Here is a 4493-nt window from a genome sequence, read left to right as displayed (position 1 = left end):
TAGTCTTATGAAATGGTTTTTGTTCAACTAACAGGCAGAATAGTTTAAGAAATGATTCAGTACATATTATTATGAAATATTTAGATACTAAAGAAAAAAAGGTGAAAACTTTTATGCATTTAGTTCTAACATTAAGCCTATTTGGATTTGCTTATTGGAAGGGCGATTGGAAGAATTGGAAAAAATATATCCTTACGATTCACTATGTAATTATTTGTAATCTTCTTTATAACTATTTCTGTCATGATCATCTACTCTGGCAGCATAAAGGAGAGATTTTTCCGAATAAGCATTTTATTATTGATTTGGCTTATACTTTTGTCAATTTACCTGCCGTAACGTTATTATTTCTTACCCATTATCCTTACTTTAAAACGAAAATAAAGCAAGGAAAATATATATTATATTGGGTAATCGGTTCAATATTGATTGAATTCCCATTTGTATTTTTTAAAAGATTAACTTTTAAAAATGGATATGAACATTGGATGGATTTATTATTTTATACTTTGATGTATGTAATGATTCGTCTAAACTTCACTCGACCTATTAGAAGTTATTTCTTTTCCATTATTATAATTGTATTTATGATATGGTACTTTAAAATTCCTTTACAATAACAGTTGTAATAGTATCGTTATTGAACAATATGGTGACATAGGAAGTTGCTACGGCAANNTGAAGAATTGTACTTAAACTATAGGAGTGCTTTACTTCAAGAACAGGACTGTCAATAGACGGTCTTTTTTTATACTTTTAATCCACTGTACGTTCGTAAATATATCTAAAATAAACGAACGTTCATAAAGTCTAAATCTCAATTTACGAACTAACGAAATATGGATATAATGGCTATTTCCAACCCGTCCGTTTTTGTGCACTTTTGCGAACGGTCAATGAACAGCCAATAATATTAGAAGGAACTCAGGAAGGCATTAAAGACGCTAAAGAAAATGTCACAGCCTGAGGGTACTGAATATGCAAAGTGTAGTGTGGCAACATTCAAAAGAAGGATAAAAGAATATAGAGAACAAAAGGCGACACTATAAAAGGTGTAGTCTTTTTTTGTTTTGGCTGTTTGAATTGTAAAAAAAATATTTGGCGACCATTGTGTAAAAGGGGCGTACAAGTGATATTTTGCACAAATTTCAACACCTTAAAAACCAAAAAAAGCCTTATTTTATGCGGGTTTGACGCTTTTGACTGTTTGTGCGTGGTTCAAGTATGCACAGCGTACAAGCGTTATTTTAGCAATAAAAACAGCCAGTAGGAACTAACCTACTAGCCTTAAAAGCAATAAAAAAAGGATACCGCCTTAAACTAAGTAGTTCCGATAACGTGGAGAAAATGTGAAAAAACAGGTGAAATAACATACTGAAAAACAGTATGTTTAGCACTATAAATAGCAATACAAATAGCAAACTGAAAACGCTTAAATATGAAAATTCAAGCGTTCTATTTTATTATTGTCTTGTTCAACTAAAACACCCGTTGAGAAATATCTTAGTAGAAAATACTTCCTCTACTTTTTCTTCACTTTTATTTCCGTCTGAGGAGTTACAGTCAGACCCTTAGTAACACAAAATGATTGGAATGGATTGTCTGTAAATGTAACCTCTCCCTCTACAGTCAATGGAACTGTAATGATTAAATCTGTATTATCAGGATTAAAAGTAGCTTCAAGTTTACATTTTTCACCCTCTTCGACACAGCTAATGAAAGACTCTCTAAGCTTTTGAGAACTTACATTATAGATAATAGTTAAACAAACTGGTTGAGTTAAACCTGTTAAAACGCAAGGCATTTATATGCACCTCCTTTCTCACCAACTAATACCATAAAATGCAAATCAGACAAGCTTGATAACGGCAGATGCATATAAACAACAAAATGTGTAAGTGCCTTTTCCAAAAAAATTAAAAATTTACTACCTAACAATGATTAACGAATCGGAAATTTTTCCTAAGCTAACCTGCACCGTTCGTTTAAAACAATCTTTCACAATCTCTTTATAAAATTACAATTATCCTTTTGATTTATAAAAATCAATATAGCAAATAGCACCGTAAATAACATAGTAATTAACACGTTGACAATAGTTGTTGTCAATAGGATATTTGGGTTGCGATTTATTAAGCTAATTTAAATGTTATTAACCATAACGTTGATATATAAGAGAAAAACAAGAGACCAAATAATATGCTATTTGGTCTGCTGTTTCGTATGTTTCTCCATAGAAACGGAACTACTTAGCCTTAAACGATATCCCTTTATACCTGAACTACTTAGTTTTGTACCTTATTTCCATTATTTTCTTCTTCAATCGTTTTGCATCAGGTTTATCTATAGTACTTAAAATCCTTAGTACAGCATTTTCTTTTACTGCTGGGTACATTGTTTCTTTTCCATGATTCATAAATATTTCAAGTTCATTATTATCGTAATCAATAAGACTGTCAATGACTTCCGTTTCTTTAGAATCACTATAACTATCCAATATTTCATACACGTTTAATAAATTGATATATCTTTCATTATCCATATAAACTGTTTCAAGTTCTTTTCCTTCAAAATTAAGATCTTCTGTTACAATTTCAAGTATTTCTTCTTCTTCTTCAAGTTCTTCAAATTCTCTTCCTTCTAGTTCAAGTGCTTCAAATTCTTCTTTTATAGATTCATACACTTCTTCAGCTTTTCTGAGTTCTTCAAAAATTTTCATTTTCCTGTCTCCTTTTTTGGTTTTTTGCAAGGTGTTTTCAGTGGGTTAACTACCTCACAATTAGGTACTAACGAAATGTGACGCTTTTAGGACATTGAATTTGTAATTTATAAGAAAAAGTTTTGGGACATAAAAAAAGAACCATCAAAAGATGGTTCCCTTGTTGAACTATCGCACCCTTTCAATAGGAATGTCATTCTTTACTTTTAGAAATGGCCTCAATCGTTTTTAATTTTTTTAGTATTACTTTTACAAATATCCCCAACAAAATATAACCTAGGACAGAGTAAATGTGCTTCCATTTTAGCATTACATAAATCCCCAACCATTGAAAAATAGTTTCCCCAATAAATGCAGCGAATAGTGCAAATATCATCGTTCCTAATATGTATGTTTTCCACTTAGGAAACCACTGATAAATCATCATATAAAAAAAGGGAAGAATGGAGAAATTAGCAACTGCCCACAAGTCTCTTTCTAAAGGTGTTAAGGTATATGGATAAGTCCAATAACCTAGTGATGAACCAATTTGATCTAATAAAAAAGCAATAATAGATATAAGTAGTCCAACCATACTTATTTCCATGATCCGAGTTTTATCCACCAATCTCCACCACAAAAAAAGAGGGGTAACCAATACAAAAATCATTATCCACCACTGATAAGTAAAAACCACTTCTTGAGTCCAGTAATCCAACCACAACTTCCGTAAATATTCATATTGCTTTTCGATTTCTTGAAACTTATTCATATTGCTGTCCTTTTTTATTTCAGTTTGCTTCCACAAAAGAGAACTTATACAAGATTGTAATTTCTTTGCCTTTCTTTCACTAACCTGTCAAGTTTAGATTTAGAACGTGTTAGTAGGCATTCCACGTTCGGATAATCCTCACATTCACACCTAAAATAGACAATAGGAAACTAAACCCCTTGAATTATATTTTTAAAAATTTTATAATCAAGGTGCTGAATATGCGGAATATCCGTTATTTAGTTTTTAATTGAAAATGAATTGCTTTGGTCACGTGCTGCGAACACGTGGCTTTTTCTTTTACCTTTTTTAAACTTCAAGATTATTTAGTGGATTAAACTTATCATTCTGTTCTTTTAAGTTATTGCCCCACATAGCAGCATATTTTTCAGTAACTGCGATTGAGGAATGTCGCATGAGTTTTTGAATAGCAAAAGTCGACATTCCAGACATAATACAACGTTGACAAAACGAGTGTCTGAAAGTATGTGCTGAAACTCTCACATCTTTAAAATTCATGACTTTAGCTAACCCATTTAATAGCATTAGCGGTTAATTGTTTACCATCTTTATCTGTAAAAACATACGTGGTGTTCTCTCCAAATAATTGTTCACAATAGACTTTGTAAGAAGCTAATTCCTTTAGTAACTTTTCTGCTACTGGAACAGATTCAAGTTTTCTATTTTTGCCGAATATCATTAGAGTTTGATTTTGAAAATCTACATCAGACCATTTAAGATTGGTTGATTCAGTTAATCTAATTCCAGTACCTAGCATTGTTAAAATTAAGGTGTAATCCCTATATGCCCAAAAGGTATTTTCCCTTCTTCTTATCCTTCTGTAATAGGTCAGCATTTGTTTGATATGGTAATCTGTAAAAACATCAATCTTAATGTCCTCTTTTGCCCTTGAAATTTTATCAGCAGGATTCTTTGTTATAACTTCAATTTCAACCATGTAATTCAGAAATGCTTTAATACGTTGTAATTTTGTATTTGTAGTGGTGTAACCGTCAAGTAGAA

Annotated in this window: 6 protein-coding genes; 1 reads left to right on the top strand and 5 read right to left on the bottom strand. The window is 31.4% G+C overall.

What is annotated here, in order from left to right:
- The first annotated feature begins 113 nt into the window (after positions 1-113).
- Complete coding sequence (locus V7068_RS21880; RefSeq protein ID WP_499714531.1) at positions 114-620, top strand: CBO0543 family protein; 507 nt, start codon at positions 114-116, stop codon at positions 618-620.
- Between the two features lie 902 nt (positions 621-1522).
- Here V7068_RS21880 and V7068_RS21875 read toward each other — a convergent pair.
- The 5 genes from V7068_RS21875 to V7068_RS21855 all read right to left on the bottom strand — a co-directional run.
- Entirely contained in the window at positions 1523-1804 is a 282-nt protein-coding gene (locus V7068_RS21875; protein WP_499714530.1) for a hypothetical protein, read from the bottom strand.
- A gap of 477 nt (positions 1805-2281) precedes the next feature.
- The gene (locus V7068_RS21870) at positions 2282-2719 is read right to left on the bottom strand and encodes a hypothetical protein (RefSeq protein WP_499714529.1); all 438 of its coding nucleotides are present in this window, start codon (positions 2717-2719) and stop codon (positions 2282-2284) included.
- A gap of 193 nt (positions 2720-2912) precedes the next feature.
- Complete coding sequence (locus V7068_RS21865; protein ID WP_499714528.1) at positions 2913-3470, bottom strand: CBO0543 family protein; 558 nt, start codon at positions 3468-3470, stop codon at positions 2913-2915.
- 309 nt (positions 3471-3779) lie between these two features.
- Positions 3780-3914 (bottom strand): hypothetical protein, encoded by a 135-nt coding sequence (locus V7068_RS21860; protein WP_499714532.1) that lies wholly within the window; start codon positions 3912-3914, stop codon positions 3780-3782.
- A gap of 79 nt (positions 3915-3993) precedes the next feature.
- A partial coding sequence (locus tag V7068_RS21855; RefSeq protein ID WP_499714527.1) for a tyrosine-type recombinase/integrase occupies positions 3994-4493 on the bottom strand: 500 nt, incomplete at its 5' end.

Origin of the sequence: Bacillus sp. JJ634 (assembly GCF_036962285.1) — a bacterium.
Lineage (GTDB): Bacteria > Bacillota > Bacilli > Bacillales > DSM-1321 > Peribacillus > Peribacillus asahii_A.
The sequence above is the reverse complement of the archived record's forward strand: the minus strand, read 5'-3'. Positions and strand labels throughout refer to the sequence as shown.